This is a genomic window from Simplicispira sp. GW247-4R2A (assembly GCF_059424465.1).
The window spans coordinates 15,005-36,544 of the sequence record NZ_JBWKZM010000022.1 but is presented as its reverse complement, the minus strand read 5'-3'; the positions used below and the strand labels follow the sequence as shown (position 1 = coordinate 36,544).

Sequence of the window (21,540 nt, the reverse complement as noted above, 5' to 3'; positions counted from 1 at the left end):
TGTTCTTATTTGCGGAACATGGCAAGCATGCGGCGCGTCACGGCAAAGCCGCCGAACATATTGACGGACGTGAGCACGAGGGCGGCAAAAGCCAGCCAGAGGATCAGCCCACCCGGGCGCCCATTGACGGCCGCTTCCGGCGGTGCGATCTGCACCAGCGCACCGATGGCGATGATGCTGGAAATGGCGTTGGTCACGCTCATCAGCGGCGTATGCAGCGCAGGCGTCACGTTCCACACCACCATGTAGCCAATAAAGCAGGCGAGCACGAACACCGTCAGGTGCCCCAGGAAAGCGGCAGGCGCATAGGCGCCGATGAACCAGAACGCCAGCGCGGCCACGGCAAAGATGATGGCCAGATTCTTGGCAGGCACGGGGCCGCCATGACCATGGCCGCCCTTCTTCTCGGCCACGGGCGCAGCCGCTGGCTTGGGCGCGGGAGCCGGCGCCGCCTTGAGTGGCGGTGCCGGCCAGGTGATGGCGCCGTCCTTGGTGACGGTAAGGCCACGGATCGCATCGTCTTCCATGTTGACCACGGCCACGCCATCCTTGGCCTTGCACAATTCTTCGACCAGGCGCAGCAGGTTGTTGGCATACAGCGTGGACGATTGCTTGGCCAGGCGCGAGGGCAGGTCGGTGTAGCCAATGATGGTCACGCCGTGGCGCTCCACGGCTTCACCCGGGACGGTCAGCTCGCAGTTGCCGCCCTGCTCGGCAGCCATGTCCACGATCACGCTGCCGGGCTTCATTGACTGCACCATCTCGGCGGTGATGAGCTTGGGCGCCGGCTTGCCGGGGATCAGCGCCGTGGTGATGATGATGTCAGCGTCCTTGGCCTGTGTGGCATACATCTGGCGCTGCGCGGCCTGGAACCCCTCGCTCATCACCTTGGCGTAACCACCCCCGCCGGCACCATCTTCCTCATAGTCGACTTTGATGAACTCGCCACCCAGCGACTTGACCTGGTCGGTCACCTCGGCGCGTGTATCGTTGGCGCGCACGATGGCGCCCAGGCTGGCTGCTGTTCCGATGGCTGCCAGGCCCGCGACGCCCGCACCGGCAATGAACACTTTGGCCGGTGGCACCTTGCCCGCTGCCGTGATCTGGCCGTTGAAATAGCGGCCAAAGGCGTTGGCCGCTTCAATGACGGCGCGGTAACCGCTCACACCGGCGGTAGAGGTCAGCGCGTCCATCTTCTGTGCGCGGCTCAAGGTCCGCGGCAGGCAGTCAATGGCCAGTACCGTGGCTTTCCTGGCCGTGAGCTGCTGCATCAATTCCGGGTTCTGCGCAGGCCAGATAAACCCGATGAGCGTGCCGCCTTCGCGCATCAGCGCGACTTCGTCACTGCTTGGCGGACGGACCTTGAGCACAATATCCGAAGCAGCCCACAGCGCGGCGGCACTTGGCAACACCTCTGCGCCTGCGGCGCGGTAAGTGTCATCGCTGCAATGGGCTGCATCGCCAGCGCCAGACTCAACAGCGACCTTGAAACCGAGTTTGACGAGTTTTTCCACCGCGTCCGGCACGGTGGCCACACGCTTTTCGCCGTTGAAGGTTTCCCTGGGCACGCCGATGCACTGCACCGCTGGTGTTGGGCTTGTTTGCATGAATCGCCTCCTCCGAGTTTCAAAATCGTTGCACCGGCACCCCGGAGGCTTGCATGCGCGATAGCGCCTAGCCAGGAGGCTCCGCTCAGTACCCCAGCCCGCACGGGTTAACTGACCGCGAGCTTACATTAAGAATATTCGGCTTCTATCGCCCATCGGATACGTTTCTGTCGAGAAGTGCCTCAATACAAAACTGGCAGCACGAGGCTGCCGGTTTGCACGGGATGGGATGCTGGACTTTCAGTTCACGACTTGGGCCAAGTCGCCTGCGGCGTACCGCTGCGCCATCACGCTCAGCGACACGCCCTTGATCTTGCCGCCCTGGCCTTCGCAACCAAACTCGATATAGCGCTGTTTGCAGATGGCCTTGGCCGCCTCGCGCGCAGGCTTGAGCCATTCACGGGCGTCGAATTTTTCCGGGTTCTCTGCCAGAAACTTGCGTACCGCGCCCGTCATGGCCAGGCGAATGTCTGTGTCGATGTTGATCTTGCGCACCCCGAACTGGATGGCCTTCTGGATCTCCTCAACCGGCACGCCATAGGTCTCCTTCATCTTGCCACCGTACTGGTTGATGATGGCAAGCAAGTCTTGCGGGACGCTGGAGCTACCGTGCATCACCAAGTGGGTGTTGGGAATGCGGGCATTGATCGCCTGGACACGGCTGATGGCCAGAATGTCGCCCGTGGGCTTGCGCGTGAACTTGTAGGCGCCGTGGCTGGTGCCAATGGCAATGGCCAGCGCGTCGAGCTGGGTCGCTTTGACAAATTGGGCCGCTTCCTCAGGGTCGGTGAGCATCTGGCTGTGGTCGAGTTTGCCTACCGCTCCCACGCCGTCTTCCTCACCCGCCTCTCCAGTTTCCAGCGAACCCAGACAACCCAGCTCTCCTTCAACCGTGGCACCTACCTTATGGGCCATGGCGACGACCTTGCGCGTCACGTCCACGTTGTAGTCGAAGGACGACGGCGTCTTGCCATCCTCCATCAGCGAGCCGTCCATCATCACCGAGCCAAATCCCAGAGTGAGCGCACCCTGGCAAATGGCGGGCGATGTGCCATGGTCTTGGTGCATGACCAGCGGAATGTGGGGGTAGGCTTCGCACGCAGCCTGGATCAGGTGCTTGACAAAGGCTTCCCCGGCATATTTGCGCGCACCGGCACTGGCCTGAAGAATCACCGGTGCACCCGTTTCATCAGCGGCTGCCATGACAGCCTGCACCTGTTCAAGATTGTTGACGTTGAAAGCGGGAATGCCGTAGCCACATTCGGCGGCGTGGTCCAGGAGCTGTCGCATCGAGACGAGAGGCATGATCTTGTGTATCCGGTGAAAGTAGTAGGACGCGGCACACGACATGTAACCGCTTGGTAACTCTGCATTTTAGCCAAGCCCTTGGCAAGCGTTGGCAGGGAAATCGATCCGGTAGCAGGTGGTGTAGGGGGTAGGCGCAGGAGCAGCCGAAAAAACCGCCCCATGTGCAGCAGCCACTCGCCCGACAATTTCGTGCCCCAGGTGAAGGCTGTCGGCAGGTGGAGGGTCGGCATCCGCATTGGCGCGCCGCCCATCGTCACACACCTGCAGCCAAGCTGCCCCTCCTTCGCCAACGGCTCCGCACTGGATGCTGATGCGCGTTCCTTTTGGCGTATGGCGCAATGCATTTTCGACCAAATTGCGTAGGGCGATGTCCAGCAGCATCGGCTGACCGACTACGCGTACGGACATCGGAGCTTGCACTTCGATGGAGTCACGTCGTTCCCAGGCGGATTGGGCGTATTGCGCAACAACGAGGCGCACGAGCTGGGTCATGTCCACAAGCTCCGGCGCGCCCCCTGCATCGCCTCGGCTCGACCGTGCCAAGGCCAGGAGCTGCGTCAACACATGACCGGCACGCAAGGTGTCCAATCGAATACGCGCCAATACGTCGCCCTGTGCTTGAAACCTGGGGTCTGCCTCCAGCGCTTGTACTTGCAGAACGATAGACGTGAGTGGCGTACGCAGCTCATGCGCTATCTCGCTTGCGAGCCGCCGTTCGCGCAGCAAGGCTTGCTGCTGGCGCTCAAGCAATGTGTTGATCGAGGCCACTACGGAATCAAATTCCCGCACCGGATGGCGCGCCACCAGGCTGTTCGCACTCTGTACGTCCAGCGCCGCCACCTCGTCGGAGAGTTCAACGAGGGGCAGCAGTCCCCGCGAAATGGCAAGGCCCAACGCAAGGGCCACGACGGGCAGCAACCACAGTCCAGGCTCCATCATCTGGCCCGCGATATCCTGGGCAAGCGCATCGCGCTTCTCCAACAAGAGCATGACCGCGATTTTTTGCGTGTGTTCTTGGTTCCACTGCGAGAAGGTTCGCCAAGCTTGCTGCTCATCGCCCGCCAGCAGTGTTGCGTAGCCTTCACCGGGATCAAAGACGATCACGGGCGCAGCGCCGCTGCGCCAGCGCAGTTTGCCCTGCGCATCCCACACAAGCACACTGAACGATTGCTGATAATCGTGGTTTTTGAGTCGCTCCTGGCGCAGCCGCAGGACTTCTGGTACCTGCCTCAATGACGGCAAGTCCTGAATGCCTAGCAAAAGTACCGCGACGCTGGCCAGATGCCCATCGGTCAGCTCATCGGCCTCTTCTATTCCCGTTCGGTACGCAAGGAATACGAAGCATCCCCATACGACTACCAGCGCGCCCAAGGACCACAGCAGCAGTTGGCGCATCAACGAGGCCTCTCGCCAGGCGAGAGGGAACTTCAATCTGCACTCCTGGGGACAAAGTAGCCCACACCGCGCATGGTCTGGATCAGCCCATTGCCCAACTTGCGGCGCAAATGGTGAATATGGACTTCAATGGCATTGCTCTCGATGGCGGTGTTCCAACTGTAGAGGCGCTCCTCCAGTTGCGCGCGCGACAGCACGTGACCACGCGCTTCCAGCAATACGAGCAGGATGGCAAATTCGCGCGGCGACACATCGACTTGCTGACCGGCACGAAGAACGGTACGGGTTGCCGGGTCCAAGGAAATGTCCCCATGCTCCACCAGCGGCTGCGCACGGCCCACCGAACGGCGCAGCAGCGCACGCAAGCGTGCACCAAGTTCATTCACATCAAAGGGTTTGACGAGGTAATCGTCCGCCCCTTTGTCGAGCCCGGCAATGCGCTGCTCCACCCCGTCGCGTGCCGTCATGATCAGCACTGGCGTGGCAGGGTCCGGCAGCTGCCCGATGCGGCCATCCAGAACGGGACTCGCGCGCAAACGCTGGAGCAGCTCTTCACCATCTCCATCCACCAAACCGAGATCAAGCACGACGGCAGCAAAACGCTCGCTGCACAGGGCGCCCCAGGCACCAGCCACGCTGGAGCACAGGTCCACGGCATATCCACGCTTGCTGAGGTTCACAACAAGTCCATTGGCGATGCCCGCATCGTCTTCGACTACCAATATCCGCATGATGGCATTTTTGCAGGAGTTGGCCCGCATGAACTGTCTCTTTGGTAGATTGCAGGATTCGCTTCATTCGCGCTCAAGTCATTCCGCTTAAAGCACAGCATGCCTGTTCACTTCAACCCTTCAGCACATCCAGAATCATCTGCGCAGAAGAATTTTTGGCACCTTCTTCTATGGACAACCGTCTCGCTTGCTGCGCTGATTTTGTGGGATGCGTCCGGCATGGATCGGGCGCTTGCACATGTATTTGGCGGTAGCCTGGGATTCCCCTTGCGTAGCAACTGGTTCCTGGTGCAGGTCATGCACGAGGACGCACGACGTCTGGCTTGGGCCCTCGTTTTGGTACTGGTATTCGCCATTTGGTGGCCCTTCTGGGTGCTGCGCACGACGAGCCGCCCTGAGCGCCTGCAACTGGCGATCACCACCTTGGCGGCGCCGGCCTTGGTGACGAGCATCAGGTACGCCAGCGCCACCAGTTGCCCCTGGGACCTCAACGAATTCGGTGGCGTCGCACGGTATGTCTCGCACTGGACGTGGGGCTTGGCTGACGGCGGCGCCGGGAAGTGCTTTCCAGGAGGGCACGCATCAGCGGGTTTCGCATTCGTCGGCGGCTACTTCGCATTGCGCAGAAGCCAACCGCGCGCCGCACGCGTCTGGCTCGCTTGCGCACTGTGCGCAGGCACGGTCTTGGGCTTCGCCCAGCAGATGCGCGGCGCGCATTTCCAAAGCCATACGCTTTGGACTGGCTGGTTGTGCTGGATTTGTGCCTGGGCGGTTGACGTGGTCATGCACCTGCGTCCCACACACAGCGTGCCCGACATTCCTGCCGTGCGATCTGGTAGCTGAACTCTGGCCCGATCCAGCGCCTTTTCACGCCATCTTCGCGAATACGAATCTGGTCCCGTCCCGATTCAGGTAGCGCGGCAAATCTTCAGCATATTGGTCCCACCGGGCGCCCCCATGGGTTCACCACAAGTGATGGCATAGACGTCGCCTGAACTGACAATGCCCCGGTCCTTCAGATGGCGCTCGGCTTGCTCGAGCGCCGTGTCGCGGTCGGCACTGGTATCCATCAAAATCGGCCGGACATTGCGGTACAGCGCCATCCGCCTTTGGGTGGCAACCTTGGGCGTGAGTGCGTAGATAGGAATGTGGATGCGGTGGCGACTCATCCACAGTGCCGTTGAGCCGCTCTCGGTCATGGCGACGATGGCTTTTGCACCCAGGTGGTGGGCCGTGAAGAGTGCGCCCATGGCGATCGAGTGGTCGATGGCGCCAAAGGTCCGCCCACTGAAGTCTGCGTCGAGCTGCACATCCTCTGCAGATTCTGCAGCTGCGCAAATTTTGGCCATTTCTTGCACCGTCTCGAGCGGGTAGCGCCCCGCTGCGGTTTCTGCGCTGAGCATGACCGCATCGGTTCCATCGAGTACGGCGTTGGCCACATCGCTCACTTCAGCGCGCGTAGGCGAAGCGTTGGTGATCATGCTCTCCATCATCTGCGTCGCGGTGATGACGAGTTTGTCCATGTCGCGTGCCATGCGAATCATTTTTTTCTGCAAGGCCGGTACCACTGCATTGCCCACTTCCACCGCGAGATCACCGCGTGCCACCATGATGCCGTCGCTCACCCGCAGGATCTCTTCCAGTCGCGGAATCGCCTCGGCGCGCTCTATCTTCGCTATCAAGCCAGGCTTGTGCCGGTACTGCGCCGCTGCCACGTTGCATAACTGGCGCGCCATTTCCATATCCGTCGCATTCTTTGGAAAACTGACGGCCACGTAATCGGCCTGAAAGCTCATCGCCGTACGGATATCCTCCATGTCCTTGGCCGTCAGCGCTGGCGCAGTCAACCCCCCGCCTTGCTTGTTAATGCCCTTGTTGTTGGACAGCTCCCCGCCCACTCGCACGGTGGTATGTACGGCTTCACCCCGCACCGCATCGACCACGAGGACGATCAGGCCGTCGTTAAGCAACAGCACGTCGCCCGGTCGGGTGTCCCGTGGCAATTCTTTGTAGTCAAGACCTACCCCGGCCTGATCTCCGGGCTCGGTACGCGACGCATCGAGCACAAAGGGCGCCCCCTCCTCCAGCATGACGCGCCCTTCGGAAAATTTGCCAACCCGTATCTTCGGACCCTGCAGATCCGCCATGATGGCGACCTCACGCCCGGCACGTTTGGCCGCCTCGCGCACAAGGCGGGCACGCTCAATATGGTCTTGCGCCTGCCCGTGGCTGAAGTTCAGTCGAACCACATTCACGCCTGCCAGCACCATCTTCTCCAACATGGCCAACTCGCCAGATGCGGGGCCGAGGGTGGCTACGATTTTGGTGGCGCGGCGCAAGGGCATATGAATCTCTCTGGGTAAATATGTAATTGAGTTTCAATTTTCTCACTAATTCGGTTACATCGAAAGCCCTTCCGGACGGTAAGCGAGCGACATTCCCGCTAAAACAAAAAAGGCTCCCGAAGGAGCCCATTTTGAAACGACGTACCAGCCTACCGTGCGGCCTGAAGCAGTCGCTGCACATCCCTATCGTTGGGCAGCGCATAGTCATAGCCACGCACAATACGGCTGTCCTCGGTACGCACAAGCTTGAGACTCACATAAGTGAAGTTCGCTGCTGCCGAATAAGTGCCCACGAGCACGAGAGCTGCGTTGTGGCTGCGCGCAATGTCCTTGATCTCACGGGAAAGCAGCAATTCACCCGCACCTTCCTTCACAAATACATCGCCACGCAGCTTCACTTCCTTGACATTGAAGCCCTTGGCAGCCATCGACGAGGCGTACTGCTCGGAGAGCGTGCGCCCCAGCGGAGCAGAGCGACTGAGATCATTGACATTGACAATCGTAGCCACGAGTACTGGACCGCCGCTCACAGCCGGCATATCAAAGCCAGCCGTCAACTTGGCAATGGCATCGGCACTGCTCAGCAAAAACTGGCTGCTGGCCGCCTCTTGGTAAGTAGGTTCAACACGCAATGGGGCGGCGTTGTTGGCACAGCCGGCCAGCAAGGCGCCGGCGCACAGAGTCAACAGGGCATAGGATTTCATTGCGACACCACCTTCATGTTCACGCTCTGGTAGGGAGGCGGCGACCGCATGAACAGCGGCGCGTCTACATTCTCAAGATAGTACACGTCGGTCTTGCGTGCTACGTATTGCCCGCCGCGCGTCACTGTAGTGGTGAGCACCATCTCGGTGTTGGTAGGGCCGCCTGTATTGACGCTTGCGCCGTAATCTGCCAAAGCCGCCAGGCCGAGTCCGGCCGCAAGCTGCGTATCAATGTATTCATGGCGCAAACCATAAGCGGCCATCACACCGGCGGTAATCATGGTGAATTCACCAGGAATGAAATGCGGCCTGTCGCTGTTGTGGCGCACCACCTGAGCGTGGTAGCTCACCTCAAGACCGTGCCCAGGTGCTTGTTGCACATTTGCGCCGCTCTGCACGAATTTCGTGATCAGGAAATCGCGAAACGCCAAATCAAACTGGCTTGGATTGGGGGGCAAGCCCACGTGAACTTGGGTTCCGGCCGGGATACCCGACTTATCAAGCGTCGCAAGAGTCTGGGAAACCACATCGCGGGACACCAAGTCCCAGTGGCCCGCCGAACGCACCTTGGGTTGCACGGTGAGATCGAAATTCTCCGCAAGCGGAATGGGCGACTTGGTCGCGCAGCCCATCATGCTCGCTACAGCGCCAGCCAACAAGGCGGCACTGATTGCCTTTGAAAACACCATGATTCCCTCCTAACGAATGAAAGCGGGGGCAACGGGCCAACTGGCACCCACAACCCGGATCAAAATAATTCTGGGCGCGCGGCTCAACAAAAACAAGAAAAAGATGCGCTAAGAGCGCTGAACTACACACCCCTTGTTGTTTTTGTCACAGTCTTTCACGGCGGTGCGTTATTTTTCTGCAGCCCGCTTTTCCAGAATCTCGAATGCCGGTAGCGTACGCCCCTCCAGCACCTCCAAAAAGGCGCCTCCTCCAGTCGAGATATAGCCCACGCGGTCTTCAATGCCGTATTTGGCAATGGCGGCCAAGGTGTCGCCACCACCGGCAATGCTGAAAGCCTTGGAATCGGCAATGGCCTGGGCGAGTACGCGCGTGCCATTTTCAAACGCGGGAAATTCGAATACACCCACGGGGCCGTTCCACACAATGGTGCCCGCCTGATGCAGCTGGCTCGCAAGGTGGTTGGCAGTTTCAGGGCCAATATCGAGAATCAGGTCATCTTCCTGCACATCTTCAGCGCGCTTGGTGGCTGCAGGAGCCTCGGCCGAGAACGATTTGGCAGTCACCACGTCGGTTGGAATGGGCACCTCGGCTCCTCTTGCCTTCATGGCGGCCATCACGGCGCGTGCTTCGTCTACCAGGCCTGGCTCCGCCAAGCTCTTGCCAATAGGCAAGCCGGCAGCCAGCATGAAAGTATTGGCAATGCCACCCCCCACGATCAACTGATCCACTTTGCCCGCCAGGCTTTTCAAAATCGTGAGTTTGGTGGACACCTTGGACCCGGCGACGATAGCTGCCAAGGGGCGTGCTGGATGCGCCAGTGCCTTGGTCAATGCGTCGATTTCTGCTGCCAGCAACGGCCCCGCACAGGCGGTAGGCGCGTACTGAGCGACTCCGTAGGTGGTGGCCTCTGCACGGTGCGCGGTGCCAAAAGCATCGTTCACGAAAATATCGCACAGTGCCGCGATGGCGCGTGCCAGTGTCTCGTCGTTTTTCTTCTCCCCAGGGTTGACGCGGCAGTTTTCCAGCAAGACCAGCTCACCGGGCTGCACTGCCACGCCGCCGACCCAATCCGCGCGCAGCGGCACTGCACGGCCGAGCAGTTCCGACAGTCGCCGCGCCACGGGAGCTAGCGAGTCCTCTGGCTTGAATTGCCCTTCCACTGGCCGCCCCAGGTGGCTGGTGACCATCACAGCCGCGCCCGCTTCGAGGGCCATGCGAATACAGGGCACCGAGGCGCGAATGCGGGTGTCTTCGGTAATGTGGCCACTCGCATCCAGCGGCACATTGAGGTCGGCACGAATGAAGACGCGCTTGCCGGCGACCTGGCCTTGTGCGCAAAGGTCGGAAAAACGAAGAATGTGCATGGTGGTGTCTGTTCAAGGCCGAAAACGGCGTTGGAGAATGGCTGGGAAGTCGCCACATTTTAGGCACCCGCTTTGACAGGCCTCCCTGACCCAGTCGCCCGGCAATGCTTCCGGCGCTACCAGCCCCAGCCGATGTGCAGCGGCAAATACACCGCCATGCCGGCCACGATGGTGCCAAGGATGCCGCGGCGCCAGAAGTAGTACGCACAGGCGCACAGCACTGCCGGCAGGCGGGCATCCTGCAGGGTGTTGACCAGCGCGCCCTGCGTCATCAATACCTCGGGGGCAATCACCGCGGTGAGTGCCGCCAGCGGAGCGTACTTGAGACCGCGCTTGAGCCAGTCGGGCATGGGAAGCTCGCGCTCGGGCAGCATGAAGAACGTGCGCGCGATGAGGGTGACGAGGGCCAAGCCGGCGATGGCGGCGAGTCCATACAAATTTTCGGCGCTCATCGCTTCTGCTCCCCGGCAGCACGGCGGCGCAAGGCATTCTGGCGTGCATGGCGTTCGCCCGACTCCATGGCGAGACCGGCCGCCACGGCAGCAACGACCGCGACCAAGATATTGAGCTTGAGCGGTAGTGCCCAGGCAGCCACGGCAGCAGCGGCGGCCACGGCGGTCGCCACCCCGGTTGCACGGTCTACCAGCAGTGAGAGCAGCACGCCCAGGATGGCCAACACACCCGCAAAGCCGAGCCCCCACGAGAGCGGTATCGCATTTGCCAGCAAGATGCCTGCCACCGACGGAATTTGCCAGGCCAGCCAGTTGAGCGAGGCAGCGCCCCAGAAATACGGCAGTTGCTCAGGCGCCGGCTCCACGCGTGGAAAGCGCTTCATGAAGGCGACGAAGATCACATCGCCGCTGAAGTAACCAATGGCCAGGCGTTGAACCAAGGGCTGCGCCTGAAAGTAGCCGCGCCACAAGGTGCTGAAGATCACGAAACGCAGGTTGACGCAAGTCGCCGTGAGCCACACGACCCACAAAGGCGCACCGACCGCCAGCAAAGGGATGACCGAGAGCTGGGCGCTTCCGGCATAGACAACGAGCGACATCAGCAGCGCCAGCCACACGCTCATGCCGCTCTTGACCATGGCCACGCCCGTCACAAGTCCCCAGGCACCAACGCCCACGGCCGGCCCAATCAAATCCACCACGCCATCGCGAAACGCCGGTTGGCGCAGCTGTGCCGCCAGCCGCGACAAGCTCAAGGCGCGGCCCCATTCGGTTCCGCACTGGTGAACTGCATGCCCGGCTGCAGCGCATGGCCGCGCACAAAATCCCGCGCTGCCAGCGCCCGCCCGCCCGCGCGCTGCAGGCGCGTCAAGCGCAAGGAGCCTTCGCCACAAGCGACCGTCACACCAGCGTCAGTTACAGACAAAATATGGCCGTAGCGCTTGTCCTGATTGATATTATTGCTATCAATTTCACAATCTAACACTTTGATAGCATCGTCCCCGATCTGCGTGAAGGCGCCCGGTGCGGGAAGCAGGGCACGCACACGCCGCGCAATCACGACGGCCGGCTGGCTCCAGTCAATCCGCGCCTCGGCCTTGCTGATCTTGTGCGCATAGCTCACGCCCTCTGACGGTTGCGGCGTGCGTGCCAGCGGCCCGTGCGCCAGCTGTGCCAGCGCCTCGACGACCATCTGCGCGCCCAGCGCAGCCAGGCGGTCGTGCAGGCTTGCCGTGGTGTCGTCCGGCGCAATCGCGACACGCCGACACGCGAGCATGTCGCCGGTATCGAGCCCCGCATCCATCTGCATCAGCGTGATGCCAGTCTCCGGGTCGCCGGCCTCGATGGCGCGGTGAATGGGCGCCGCGCCGCGCCAGCGCGGCAGCAGGCTGGCATGGATATTGATACAGCCATGGCGGGGCGCATCAAGCACCCACTGCGGCAGTATCAAGCCATAGGCCGCTACCACCAGCACGTCGGGCTGACTGGCCTCGATGGCCGCGCGCGCCTGCGCCGCATCTTCAGCAAAGCGCCCATCGAGACGCAGCCCCCGCGGCTGCGCCACCGCCACGCCCCGCGTCTGCGCCAGTTGCTTGACGGGCGAAGGCGCAAGCTTGAGGCCGCGCCCCGCAGGCCGGTCAGGCTGCGTCAGCACCAGAGGGACGGAAAAACCGGCCGCCAAAATAGCGTCCAGCGCCTGGCGGGCAAATTCCGGTGTACCAGCGAAAATCACATTCATGGGCAACAGATGGAAAGCAGCAAGCGCGCCTGCAGAGCGCGCCGACGCAGAAGGGCTGGACGCGCCGTTAGCGGTAGCGATCGTCAGCCAGAGGGTCGTCTGTAAATTCCACGCCTTGTACGGCACCCGCACCGTTCATGCGGACCCGAGCGAGCCGCCACGTGCCGAAGTCCAGCCAGGAATAGACCCAGACGGAACTGCTCTCTTTCTGATTCTCGCCTGCAGCCATGCGGCGCTCCGGCGGACCGAAGCTGCGCTGCACCTCGGCGGCGTCCCAATGTCCCTGCGCCAGAGCGCGAAAGCGCGCGGCGGTGAAAACCTGCTCCATGGCAGTCAGGCGCCCGGCGGCATCAAAATCGAGCCGCTCGAGCTCGCCCGGTTTGCGGCGGTAGAACAGACGCTGGCCGTCAGGCAGTGCGTAGCTCGCACGCGGCTCTCCCCAGCGGCTGTACACCTGTTCGCGCGTGGCGCCGGGCGCCGGCGTGCCGACCGAAGCGCAGGCGGCGAGCAGGGCGGCCAGCCCACAAGCAGCGCCCCAGGTTCGCAACGTGCGAAGTGCGCTCATAAGAGATCTTCGCGTTGGCGCTTGAGCATTTTCGAGCGAATGCGATTGCGTTTCAGAGGAGATAAATATTCCACAAATACCTTGCCGAGCAAATGGTCCATTTCGTGCTGAATGCACACGGCCAGCAATTCTTCTGCTTCGATTGTCGCTTCTTTGCCTTGCGCATCCAGCGCGCGCACGTGCACCCGCACAGAACGCTCCACACCATCGTAAATGCCGGGCACCGAGAGACACCCCTCGTCTCCCACCAGCCTTTCGTCGCTGGCCCACAGAATCTCGGGGTTGATGAGAATCAGCGGGCGGTTGCGCTCTTCTGACACGTCAATAACGACAATCCGCTCATGCACATTGATCTGGGTAGCCGCCAAGCCGATGCCGTGCGCTTCGTACATGGTATCCAGCATATCCTGGGTCAGTTGGCGTATGCGTTCGTCCACGGCCTCCACCTGTTTGGCTATGGTGTGAAGGCGCGGATCGGGATAACAGAGAATAGGAAGAATCGCCATGGTCAATAGGGAAGGATGTCGCTATTTTCGCCACTTTTTCCTTCGCACGCAGCCTGCTGGTCCAATAATCATTGCCCAATCAAGGGCTTGAGCAGAGAATCTCAGTTGATTTGTAACGTCTTTGGCTGCGCTTTTCCAACGTTCTGGGGAGGCGACGGCACCAGCGAGGGGGCAGGGAACCATGCAAGGAAACACGACTAAGCACGCCGCACGCCAGGGCATTCTTCGCACCGCCGGTGGCGCTGTGGCGCTGCTTGTGGCTGCGCTTGGCGCGCCGCCTGCTGCGTGGGCACAGAATTATCCCGTTACACCCGTCCAGCGCGCAACGGCTCAGCAGGTTGCCAAGCAGGGTGTGCCAGTTGCCGACCTGGCGCCCAATGCTCCCGATGTCTACATGGTCAAGCGTGGCGACACCCTTTGGGCGATCTCCGGCATGTACCTGCGCAAGCCTTGGCGCTGGCCCGAACTCTGGGGTATGAATCTGCAGAGCATTGCCAACCCCCACCTGATTTTCCCCGGCCAGACGCTGTATCTGGACAAGACCGGCGGGTTTGCGCGCCTACGTTCGGGCCTTCCTGGCCAACCCGAGGAAGTACGCGTTTCGCCCCGTACGCGCACCGAGAGCCTCGCCGACAGCGCCTTGCCCACCTTGCAGCCCAACCTGATAGAGCCCTTCCTCGTCGAGCCTCAGGTCGTGGAGGCCAATACGCTGGAACAAGCGCCGCGCATCGTCGCCACGGTGGACGATCGCGTGCTGATGGCTGCTGGCGACCGTGCCTATGCCCGCGGTGACATGGTCAAACCACTCGAGATTGCACCCGGCGAACCCCGCTACTTCGGCATTTACCGCAATGCTGTGGCACTGAAGGACCCTGGAACAGGTGAAATTCTGGGCTATGAAGCCCAATTCGTGGGCAAAGCTGAACTGGTTCGTGGTGAATCCATCGAAGACACTCCGAATGGCAAAGGTGGTGCCACGTCCGACTATGTTCCGGCAACGGTGGATATCCTCAGCACTCGCGAAGAAGTGCGCGCGGGCGACCGCCTACTGCCTGCGGCGACGCGCGGCTTCATGAGCTACGTGCCCCACGCACCGGGACAAGAAGTCAACGCGCGCGTGGTTTCCATTTACGGTGCATCGTCCTTGGTCAATGCGGCTCAAAACCAGGTCGTGGCCATCAACGTCGGTCGGCAGGATGGCATTGAAAGTGGCCACGTGCTGCAACTACTGACTGCCGGCCAGCGCATGAAGGACACCACAGACGAAGCCAAGACCATGATCAGACTGCCACACGAAAAAAATGGCATGGCCATGGTGTTCCGTACGTTTGACCGCGTGTCCTATGCACTCATTCTTGATGTGCACAACACCGTGCGCGTAGGTGACCTCCTGATCAATCCACGTTGAGGCAATGGCGGCGCTGCCTATGCCGCCGGCGGCCATGCCTCGCGATGAGCTCGCCGCCTGGTTGCGCCTTGGCCACTCACATGGCCTAGGCAACGCAGCAGCACGCCGCCTGTTGGCGGCCTTTGGCAGCCCCCAAGCGATCTTCTCGCAAAGCCAGGCAGCTTGGCTGCAGTGCGTCACGCCGGCAAAGGCGGCAGCGCTGCTCCAGGTGTCCGAACGGCACTCGGCTCTGCTGGATGCCACCTGGAATTGGCTGTCTGCATCGGGGGAATCCAGTGTGTGGCGTGCCCTTGCGCCGCTGGGCCATCCTTTGTACCCATCGGCCCTGCTGGAAATTGAAGACCCGCCTTTGATGCTGTACCTGATGGGTGCGGAGCGCTTCCTGCACGCACAGGCCTCCTGCATGCAGCGCGAAACCAGCCTGGCCATCGTTGGCAGCCGCAACCCGACCCCCCAAGGCCGCGAGACGACACAGCAATTTGCGCACGCTTTGCGGCAAGGGGGCTTGAGCATTGTCTCCGGCTTGGCTTTGGGCATCGATGCAGCGGCGCACGAGGGGGCATTGGAGGCAGGTGTTGAATCGGACAACCCTGCCACAGTAGCTGTTGTCGGCACGGGGCTCGACCGCGTCTACCCTTCGCGCCACCTGGAGCTTGCGCGGCGCATTGCAGCCCATGGCTTGCTGATCAGCGAATACCCTTTGGGAACACCCCCAGTGGCGGCCAATTTTCCGCGCCGCAACCGCATCATTTCCGGGCTCTCGCACGGCGTCCTGGTGGTGGAGGCTGCGCCCGCTTCGGGCTCGCTCATCACGGCCCGTATGGCCGTGGAACAGGGCCGCGAAGTATTTGCGATTCCGGGCTCCATCCACGCCGTGCAATCACGGGGTTGCCATGCCCTCATCAAAGAGGGCGCCAAACTCGTGGAAACCGTGGCCGACGTGCTGGAGGAATTCCCCCTCAGCAAAGGCGCAGCATCTGGTTCAACCGCACCAGTGCCAGAGCTGGCTGAAGGCGCTTTGGTGGAAGCCCTGGGTTTTGATCCGGTCGGCCTTGATGCTCTGCAGGCACGTACCGGAATGGACACGGCAAGCCTTCAGGTGCAACTGCTGGAACTCGAACTGGCGGGGGAACTCACGCGCCTGCCTGGGGGCCTTTTCCAGAGGCTGGTACGGGCCTGACGCCCGCAAGACCCGAAATATTCCGTTTCTCAATCAGTCGACTGCACGAAGGCGAAATGCAGGCAGTGCAGGCTTCGGCGAAGTGAAGCCGACAAAGCAATGGCTTGATTTAGAACCGGAATTACTCCAGCAAACGTTCCGGGTTTGCATCCAGTTTGGCCAGTGCATCGCGTGTGGCGCGCACAGTCAAACCTTCTTCATCCCGAGCCACCAGCAAACCTGACTGCAGGTATGCGCCCAGCCGGTGCAGCTGGATCAGGTAGCTGATGCTGTCGGTCGATACGAACAAATGCAACTGCTTGTGCCGGCTGTGCCAAGCATATTGCACCTGGGCGCTGGCCCCACTGTGGTCGAGGGTGAACCAGTCGCCTGGCTCCAGTTCCTGGGCCCAGGCCACCATCGCTTCGTCCACGGGAGCACCATTGTCGGCAATCACGTGAATGGCACTGGCGTCTATACCCGTCATCAACTCAATGTGCTCGGCATCGAGCGGCAGTTCTCCCAGCACAGCGTCGCCAAGAAACTCTTCAACATTGGCCAGTCGCCGCGCCATCGCTTCAATGAGCTCGAGCGGAATGGCGGCGGTCTTGGACAGAAAAGCTTCGGCCAGGGTGTCGGTCAGCACTTTGATTTGCGCATCTTGCGCTTCTCCGGCCACGCCCACCAGCGCAAGCCCTTCGCGCAATCGATGGAGGATATCCGGCAGCGCCGCAATGACCTGCGCGCGCTCGCCGCGATTGGGCTTGGCGCTAGAGGCCCAGACCAGGTCTGCTGCAGTGCGCTTGAACGACGCGGTTTCGGCGTGCTGTGCGCCATGGCGCACAGCGGACAACGCCAGGACTTCCGCCCAGGTCTTGAACAGAAACTCGCGTACCTCGTCACGCACCGGCATGTCGCTGAGCATGGTGCGCAGCTCAATGGTGTATTTGATGGCCAGGGTTTCCCGCTGCTCCACCTGCTGCGCCACACTAACGAGTTGGTTGGTTCGCTGTTTTTCAGTGAGGTGTTTGGCCAGAAACTTCTCAAACTCATCGTGCACGAGCTGGAACACACGGCGACCGGTTTCGGGATACTGCTCGATCACCTGCACGACACGCCGGACCTCGGCCTCCAGCGCACTGCCGGTGATCGACGCCGAATCAAAGCCAAGCGCCACCGCGCCCATGCGGTCAATCAGCTTGCGCGCCGGGTGATCGGTATTGCTGAAAAATTCGGGCTCGGCCAGAGCAACCCGCAGCACCGGCACCTGCAGGCGCGCGAACCAGACGCGGATTGCAGACGGAATACGGTCTTCGGACAGAATGCTTTGGAACATCAGCGCCACCACTTCGATGATGGCTTTTTCGCTATCGGTTTCGGCCTTTTTCTTGAATTCTGCCGAGCGCTCACGTACCGCGCCAGCCAATTGAACGACCGCTGCAGGGCTGTAGTCCTCCACGACGGCGCCCATGGTGCTGTAGTAGACGTCAGCCTGCACGCGGTGGGCCGCCAGCGCGTGCGCCAGCGCGACAGAGGCCGGCGGCGCCTGGGACAAGTCGACCCCGCCCATGGCTGGCGCCAACAGGCGCCGCAACTGCACCATGACGCCCTGCGCCCTTTGCCTGGCACGCAGCAGCGGCGTGGCCGCGGCATCAAACCCACCCATGGGCGCGCCAGAGTAGCCGCCGGAATGGGGATACGCTGAGGGGCCGGAGTGTGGCCTACCGGAGCGGCTCGACTGCAACGATTGGCGCGATTGCTGCAGCGCATGCGAGGCCAAGCCTCCGCCCGAACTGCCAGAGTCGCCATAGCTCGAAGTGCCTGAACCGCTTGGGCGCGCAGCAATACGCACCCGCATTTCCTGTTGCGCCTGCACGCCCTGGTCGGCCAGGAGCTTGTTGCAGGCCTGATAACCCGACTGCAGGAGTGCAGCCATGGCCCTTTGCAGCGGCTCGACCGCCATTTGGAGGTCGTCGCGCGACAATCCAACCTTGAGCCAGGCTTCCACCAGTTTCAGGCTGACGGCCTCAGGACGCAGCATGTCCGTAGGAGCCAGTTCGGTTTGCTCAAGCGAGCGCATGCGCAGGCGCAAGGCGTCGAATTCGGTCGCCACCTCTTCCATCACCGTAAGCGCGATGCGCGAGGCAATGATCTTGTTTTCCACCACATCGTCGCCCACCAGTTCCAGGCTGGCGTCGACGGTGAAGGCTGAGCGCGGCGCAGGGGGCGCCGCTGCGAGGGGCGCATCCTGCGGGGCACGCAATACCAGCCCCAATTCCAGCAGCCAATCCTTGCGCTTGTCCTGGTAACCCTGCCAGGCATCGCGCCGCGCCTGGCGCTCGCGCTGGGTACCCACCTGGTCCATTAATGCAGCAAAAAAATCTGCCGCTGCCTTGTCCAACCCCGGAGCGCCACCGGCGAGAATATCGCCCCAGCGCTCTCGCGCCATGCGCGCGAGTCTGCGAGAAGAAGCGGCCGGAGCCCGTGGCGTCTGCATAGCCGGATATTAGTACGGAAGTCCGGCGCCGCGTTGGTATGCGGGCCCGGCACCCACCCCAAAAGTCTCTAAGGCAACAGCCCACCGGCGGGCCATGATGTTTTCAGACCACTGCGCCGGCGTTCGGGTCGTTGGGGTCGGTTTCGCTGCGCGTCGACTTAATGAGATCCTCGCGCTTGACGCCGAGCCACATGGCGATGGCGGCCGCCACGAAAACAGAGGAATAGATGCCAAACAGGATGCCGATGGTGAGCGCCAGGGCAAAGTAGTGCAGGCTCGGACCACCAAAGAAGAACATCGAGAGCACCATCGCTTCGGTCGAAGCGTGGGTGATGATGGTGCGGCTCATGGTGCTGGTGATTGCGTGGTCGATCACCTCGTGCGTATTCATCTTGCGAAAACGCCGGAAGGCCTCACGGATCCGGTCAAATATCACCACCGACTCGTTCACCGAATAGCCCAGCACGGCCAGCACCGCCGCCAGCACCGAGAGCGAGAACTCCCACTGGAAGAAGGCAAAAAAACCAAGAATGATGACGACGTCGTGCAGGTTGGCGATGATGCCCGCCACGCCAAATTTCCATTCGAAACGAAACGCCAGGTAGATGACGATGCCCAGCACCACCATGCCCAGCGCCATCAAGCCGCCTTTGACCAGTTCGTCGCCCACCTGAGGGCCGACAAACTCGTTGCGGCGCAGCGTCACCTGCGGATCGGTGGCTTTGAGGGCCGTGATCACGCGCTCACTTTGCTGCGCAGAGGTCACGCCTTTTTGCACCGGCAGGCGAATCATCACGTCGCGCGCGGTGCCAAAGTTCTGCACCTGGACGTCCTGATAGCCCAGATCGGACACGGCCTTGCGCACCGTCGCCAGATCGGCAGGCTGGCTGTAGGCCACCTCCATGACCGTGCCGCCGGTGAACTCCACCGACAGGTGCAGGCCGCGCGAGAACAGGAAGAACACCGCCAGAGCAAAAGTGATGAAGGAGATCGCGTTGAAAATCAACGCGTGCTTCATGAAAGGGATGTCTTTCTTGATGCGGAAAAACTCCATGATTTCTATTCCTTAATTGGAGTTTTCAGAGAAGGCTCATATGCGCTGAGCGCATGTGACGCTGGAACTAAAAATTCCATGACAGTTCCCTTATTTCACTGAAGCAACGGAAGTTCCGCTCGCCTCTGGCTTCCAGATCTGACCGATCGACAGGCTTTTGAGCCGCTTCTTGCCGCCGTACCACAGGTTCACCAGGCCGCGCGAGAAAAACACCGCAGAGAACATGCTGGTCAGAATCCCGAGCACGTGCACCACGGCAAAGCCGCGCACCGGGCCGGAGCCGAAGGCGAGCAGCGCCAAGCCGGCAATCAGCGTCGTCACGTTGGAGTCGAGGATGGTGGCCCAGGCGCGCTCGTAGCCGGTGTGGATCGCCATCTGCGGTGACGCACCTTCGCGCAATTCTTCGCGGATGCGCTCGTTGATCAGCACGTTCGAATCAATCGCCACGCCCAGCGCCAGCGCCATGGCGGCAATGCCGGGCAGCGTGAGCGTCGCCTGCAACATGGACAGCACGGCCAGCAGCATGAGGATGTTGACCGAGAGCGCAATGCTGGAGAACACGCCGAACAGCATGTAATAAAAGCACATGAACACCACGATGGCCAGCATGCCCCAGACCACGCTGTGGATACCGCGTGCAATGTTGTCAGCGCCCAGGCTCGGGCCAATGGTGAATTCTTCAATGATTTCCATGGGCGCGGCCAGCGAACCGGCACGCAGCAGCAGCGCTGTGTCGTTGGCTTCCATGGTGGTCATGCGCCCCGATATCTGCACCCGGCCGCCGCCGATTTCCGAGCGGATGACGGGCGCCGTCACGACCTCGCCCTTGCCCTTTTCAAACAGCACGATGGCCATGCGCTTGCCGACGTTCTCGCGCGTGATGTCCTTGAAGATGCGCGAGCCCTTGGCGTCCAGCGTCAGGTTGACGGTGGGCTCCTGCGTCTGGCCGTCAAACCCCGGCTGAGCATCGGTCAGATTTTCGCCGGTCAGCACCACTTGCTTTTTGACGATCACCGCCTGGGCGTTGCGGTCCAGGTATTTCTCATCGCCAAACGGCACCGCACCGCGGCCGATTTCGGCGGCACGCGCCTCGGTGCCTTCGTCCACCATGCGCACTTCCAGCGTGGCCGTGCGGCCCAGAATCTCCTTGGCCTTGGCAGTGTCCTGCACGCCGGGCAGTTGCACGACGATGCGGTCAAGACCCTGCTGCTGGATCACCGGCTCGGCCACGCCCAGCTCGTTGATGCGGTTGTGCAGCGTGGTGATGTTCTGCTTGAGTGCCTGCTCCTGCACGCGGCGCGTCGCCTCGGGCTTGATGCTGGCGCGCAGCAGCTGTCCACCATCGGCATCCTGGCTGACCGAGGTCTGCAAATCCGGGAACTGGTCGGCAATGAGGTTGCGCGCCGCCGTCAGCGTGGCTTCGTCGCGCAGGTGAATCTCAATGTTCTGGCCTTCGCGCGAGATGCCGCCGTGGCGGATGTTCTTGTCCCGCATGGAGGAGCGCAGATCGCCTGCATAGGACTCGGCCTTCTTGGTCAGCGCAGCCTGCATGTCCACTTGCAGCATGAAGTGCACGCCGCCGCGAAGGTCCAGGCCCAGGTACATGGGCGCAGCATGGATCGCCGAGAGCCAGGCGGGCGAGCGCGACACCAGGTTCAGCGCGACGATGTACGCCGGGTCCTGCGGATCGGGAACCAGGGCTTTCTCAATGGCGTCCTTGGCCTTGAGCTGGTTGTCCGGTGTATCGAAGCGCGCCCGCACCGACGCGCCTTCGAGCTGCAGCAGGTCGGTGGTGACACCGGCTGCCTTGATCGCTTCGCGCACCCGCTCTTCGACCGCCGCATCGACCTTGATGGTTGACTTGGCAGACGACACCTGCACCGCAGGGGCTTCACCAAAAAAGTTCGGCAGGGTGTAGATCACGCCTACCAGCAGGGCCACCACCAGGATGGCGTATTTCCAGATCGGAAAACGGTTCATGTTCGGGCGTCCCTACGCGGAAACAAAAGAAAAGGCG

At 61.6% G+C, this 21,540-nt stretch carries 19 protein-coding genes; 3 read left to right on the top strand and 16 right to left on the bottom strand.

Annotated features, from left to right (window positions below):
• Positions 1-5: 5 nt before the first annotated feature.
• From AC07ZH_RS14755 to AC07ZH_RS14740, 4 genes are all read right to left on the bottom strand, one after another.
• On the bottom strand, positions 6-1,607 hold the full coding sequence (locus AC07ZH_RS14755) for a Re/Si-specific NAD(P)(+) transhydrogenase subunit alpha (protein WP_495200374.1): 1,602 nt from the start codon (positions 1,605-1,607) through the stop codon (positions 6-8).
• Between the two features lie 240 nt (positions 1,608-1,847).
• Positions 1,848-2,912, bottom strand: a complete 1,065-nt coding sequence (gene fba, locus AC07ZH_RS14750) for a class II fructose-bisphosphate aldolase (RefSeq protein WP_119109851.1) — start codon at positions 2,910-2,912, stop codon at positions 1,848-1,850.
• A 69-nt stretch (positions 2,913-2,981) separates the two neighbouring features.
• Positions 2,982-4,310, bottom strand: a complete 1,329-nt coding sequence (locus AC07ZH_RS14745; protein WP_495200398.1) for a histidine kinase dimerization/phospho-acceptor domain-containing protein — start codon at positions 4,308-4,310, stop codon at positions 2,982-2,984.
• A gap of 32 nt (positions 4,311-4,342) precedes the next feature.
• Positions 4,343-5,041, bottom strand: coding sequence for a winged helix-turn-helix domain-containing protein (locus AC07ZH_RS14740; RefSeq protein ID WP_495200397.1), 699 nt, complete (start codon positions 5,039-5,041; stop codon positions 4,343-4,345).
• Between the two features lie 267 nt (positions 5,042-5,308).
• Between AC07ZH_RS14740 and AC07ZH_RS14735 the strand changes: the two genes are divergently transcribed.
• Positions 5,309-5,884, top strand: coding sequence for a phosphatase PAP2 family protein (locus AC07ZH_RS14735; protein WP_495200373.1), 576 nt, complete (start codon positions 5,309-5,311; stop codon positions 5,882-5,884).
• 65 nt (positions 5,885-5,949) lie between these two features.
• Here AC07ZH_RS14735 and pyk read toward each other — a convergent pair whose 3' ends face one another.
• The 9 genes from pyk to def form a co-directional block, all read right to left on the bottom strand.
• On the bottom strand, positions 5,950-7,386 hold the full coding sequence (pyk, locus tag AC07ZH_RS14730; RefSeq protein WP_119109848.1) for a pyruvate kinase: 1,437 nt from the start codon (positions 7,384-7,386) through the stop codon (positions 5,950-5,952).
• Positions 7,387-7,535: 149 nt separating this feature from the next.
• The gene (locus AC07ZH_RS14725; protein ID WP_495200372.1) at positions 7,536-8,090 is read right to left on the bottom strand and encodes a FlgO family outer membrane protein; all 555 of its coding nucleotides are present in this window, start codon (positions 8,088-8,090) and stop codon (positions 7,536-7,538) included.
• The gene (locus AC07ZH_RS14720) at positions 8,087-8,779 is read right to left on the bottom strand and encodes a hypothetical protein (RefSeq protein WP_495200371.1); all 693 of its coding nucleotides are present in this window, start codon (positions 8,777-8,779) and stop codon (positions 8,087-8,089) included. Before AC07ZH_RS14720 ends, AC07ZH_RS14725 begins: the two co-directional genes overlap by 4 nt.
• A gap of 168 nt (positions 8,780-8,947) precedes the next feature.
• A complete protein-coding gene (locus tag AC07ZH_RS14715) occupies positions 8,948-10,144 on the bottom strand; it encodes a phosphoglycerate kinase (RefSeq protein ID WP_119109845.1) in 1,197 nt (398 codons plus the stop codon).
• Between the two features lie 116 nt (positions 10,145-10,260).
• The gene (locus AC07ZH_RS14710; protein WP_119109844.1) at positions 10,261-10,596 is read right to left on the bottom strand and encodes an AzlD domain-containing protein; all 336 of its coding nucleotides are present in this window, start codon (positions 10,594-10,596) and stop codon (positions 10,261-10,263) included.
• Positions 10,593-11,351, bottom strand: coding sequence for an AzlC family ABC transporter permease (locus tag AC07ZH_RS14705; protein WP_199665467.1), 759 nt, complete (start codon positions 11,349-11,351; stop codon positions 10,593-10,595). Before AC07ZH_RS14705 ends, AC07ZH_RS14710 begins: the two co-directional genes overlap by 4 nt.
• A complete protein-coding gene (fmt, locus tag AC07ZH_RS14700) occupies positions 11,348-12,334 on the bottom strand; it encodes a methionyl-tRNA formyltransferase (RefSeq protein ID WP_495200370.1) in 987 nt (328 codons plus the stop codon). The genes AC07ZH_RS14705 and fmt overlap by 4 nt, the downstream gene beginning before the upstream one ends.
• Before the next feature lie 67 nt (positions 12,335-12,401).
• A complete protein-coding gene (locus AC07ZH_RS14695) occupies positions 12,402-12,899 on the bottom strand; it encodes a hypothetical protein (protein ID WP_495200369.1) in 498 nt (165 codons plus the stop codon).
• Complete coding sequence (gene def / locus AC07ZH_RS14690) at positions 12,896-13,405, bottom strand: peptide deformylase (RefSeq protein ID WP_495200368.1); 510 nt, start codon at positions 13,403-13,405, stop codon at positions 12,896-12,898. The genes AC07ZH_RS14695 and def overlap by 4 nt, the downstream gene beginning before the upstream one ends.
• Before the next feature lie 181 nt (positions 13,406-13,586).
• On the opposite strand from def, the gene AC07ZH_RS14685 reads away from it, so the two are divergent.
• Entirely contained in the window at positions 13,587-14,813 is a 1,227-nt protein-coding gene (locus tag AC07ZH_RS14685) for a LysM peptidoglycan-binding domain-containing protein (protein ID WP_495200367.1), read from the top strand.
• Positions 14,814-14,847: 34 nt separating this feature from the next.
• Complete coding sequence (gene dprA / locus AC07ZH_RS14680; protein ID WP_495200366.1) at positions 14,848-15,993, top strand: DNA-processing protein DprA; 1,146 nt, start codon at positions 14,848-14,850, stop codon at positions 15,991-15,993.
• Between the two features lie 121 nt (positions 15,994-16,114).
• Here dprA and AC07ZH_RS14675 read toward each other — a convergent pair whose 3' ends face one another.
• The 3 genes from AC07ZH_RS14675 to secD form a co-directional block, all read right to left on the bottom strand.
• Positions 16,115-18,469, bottom strand: coding sequence for a DUF1631 family protein (locus AC07ZH_RS14675; RefSeq protein ID WP_495200365.1), 2,355 nt, complete (start codon positions 18,467-18,469; stop codon positions 16,115-16,117).
• Positions 18,470-18,572: 103 nt separating this feature from the next.
• Positions 18,573-19,523: a protein translocase subunit SecF gene (secF, locus tag AC07ZH_RS14670; protein ID WP_495200364.1), complete on the bottom strand. Its 951-nt coding sequence runs from the start codon at positions 19,521-19,523 to the stop codon at positions 18,573-18,575.
• Between the two features lie 90 nt (positions 19,524-19,613).
• Positions 19,614-21,503, bottom strand: a complete 1,890-nt coding sequence (secD, locus tag AC07ZH_RS14665; RefSeq protein ID WP_495200363.1) for a protein translocase subunit SecD — start codon at positions 21,501-21,503, stop codon at positions 19,614-19,616.
• Between the last annotated feature and the right edge of the window lie 37 nt (positions 21,504-21,540).